Raw genomic sequence first — 450 nt, 5'->3', positions numbered from 1 at the left:
TTTGCTGACTGGATTACTACTTCTAAAACATATTCGGAACTTGAGCGACGAAAGTGTGGTAGAGTCCGCCTGAGGCGGAGCAGGAAAATTCTTACTATCAATATTTCTGTGGTATGACAAGTTTCGTAACAGGTCAGCCGTGTGAGCCGAGTGAATTAGTTCACTTCCGCAATAGGATAGGAGATGCCGGTATGGAATTAATATTTCGAGAGAGTGTACGTATAAACGGTAAAGATAGTAAAGAAAAAGATGTTTGTGTAGACACAACTGTACAGGAGAAGAATATCACTTTTCCGACCGATAATAAACTTTACAGGAAAATAATAAACAAGAGTATAGCGATAGCCGAAGCAGAAGATATCGAGTTGCGACAGAGTTATAGACGTACGATAAAGAAGCTCAGCTATCAGTTGAGATTCAAACGTAATAAAAAGCAACAAAAACTTGCGC

General features: G+C 39.3%; 1 protein-coding gene. It reads left to right on the top strand.

Annotated elements, in window-relative coordinates:
* Positions 1–191: 191 nt before the first annotated feature.
* Positions 192–450: IS5/IS1182 family transposase (locus tag QME58_14405; protein MDI6805004.1), on the top strand; the 259-nt coding region annotated here is incomplete at its 3' end.

It is taken from the genome of Bacteroidota bacterium, assembly GCA_030017895.1.
Classification (GTDB): domain Bacteria; phylum Bacteroidota; class Ignavibacteria; order UBA10030; family BY39; genus JASEGV01.
Note: the sequence above shows the minus strand (reverse complement) of the source record. Positions and strands in the feature narration are given on the sequence as shown.